Here is a 1,357-nt window from a genome sequence, read left to right as displayed (position 1 = left end):
CCGCACACACAAGACAACCACCGAAGTGATCGAAGAGGAGTGCGCCGAACCGCGCCGACACCACAAGATTACCAGGGCCTGCCGGCGACTTGGCCCGGGTAAGCTCCAACGCACCCGGCCGGTGGCCTATTCCCGCAGGTCATCCACAGGATGGAAGTTCCGTGCGAATCGAACGGCGTGCGGCCCGGCTTCATTCCCGTCACGACTCACCCGCGCGGGCAAGGGTAGGGGCCGGGGCGTGCTACGACTGATCCACCTTGCACAGCCTTTCCACAAGGAGAAGGGGTAGGAACGGGACGTGACTCGACAGGGGTTCCCTCGTGCCCTGATCGTGCTGGTCTGTGCCGCGGCCGCAGTGATCACCCTCGCCGGCATCCAGGCGGTGGGCTCGATCGTCGGCCCGGTCGTCCTGGCGCTGACTCTCGTCATCGCCGTCTCCCCGATACGTGGCTGGCTGGCCCGCCACAAGTCTCCGGTGTGGCTGCAGGTGGCCGTTCCCCTCGCCGTGGTGCTGCTGGTCCTGCTCGGCATGGTCGCGGTGCTCAGCCTCGCCGCCGCGCAGCTCGCCATCCTGGCTCCCACGTACGCGGACCAGTTCAACGCGATGGTGGCCGACCTTCAGCACTGGGCGGCGGGCCTCGGCTATGGGAGTGAACAGCTCAACAAGGCACTGTCGTCGCTCGATTTCGGGAAAGTGATCGGCGTCGCGCAGAGCGTGTTGAGCAGCCTTCTGGGAGTGCTGTCGAGCCTGTTCCTGATCGTCGTACTGCTGCTGGCAATGAGCCTCGACGCCCCCGTGTTCGCCCGGATCGTGGACGCCGCCTCGGCCGAACGGCCCGCCCTCGCCCGTGCGCTCAAGAGTTTCACGTACAGGACCCGCCGCTACCTGATCGTCTCGACCGTCTTCGGCCTCATCTGCTCGGTCCTGGACGTCATCGCGTTGTACGTGCTGGACGTGCCGCTCCCGCTGCTGTGGGGGGTGCTCGCCCTCATCACGAACTACATCCCGAACATCGGGTTCATCCTGGGCCTCATCCCGCCGGCGCTGCTCGGGCTGCTGGAAGGCGGGCCCAAGACGATGCTGCTGGTGATCGTGGCGTACATCGCGATCAACGTGGTGATCCAGTCGTTCATCCAGCCGAAGTTCCTGGGTGACGCCGTGGGGCTGTCCACCACGGCCACGTTCCTCTCGCTGATCGTCTGGGCGTGGGTGCTCGGTCCGCTCGGCGCGCTGCTGGCGATCCCGCTGAGCCTGCTCGTCCGTGCCCTGCTCGTCGACAGCGATCCGGACGGCGCCTGGGCCGCCGCGCTCATCTCCGGCCGGTTGCCCGAACGCTCCCCGGCCTCCCACCCCGAC

General features: G+C 67.2%; 1 protein-coding gene. It reads left to right on the top strand.

Annotated features, from left to right (window positions below; translation table 11 throughout):
• Positions 1–298: 298 nt before the first annotated feature.
• Positions 299–1,357, top strand: a 1,059-nt coding sequence (locus tag B1L11_RS44535; protein ID WP_079321122.1) for an AI-2E family transporter, incomplete at its 3' end; no start/stop codon positions are given.

It is taken from the genome of Microbispora sp. GKU 823 (assembly GCF_002027145.1).
Classification (GTDB): Bacteria; Actinomycetota; Actinomycetes; order Streptosporangiales; family Streptosporangiaceae; genus Microbispora; species Microbispora siamensis.
This window is presented reverse-complemented; position numbering and strand designations above follow the sequence as displayed.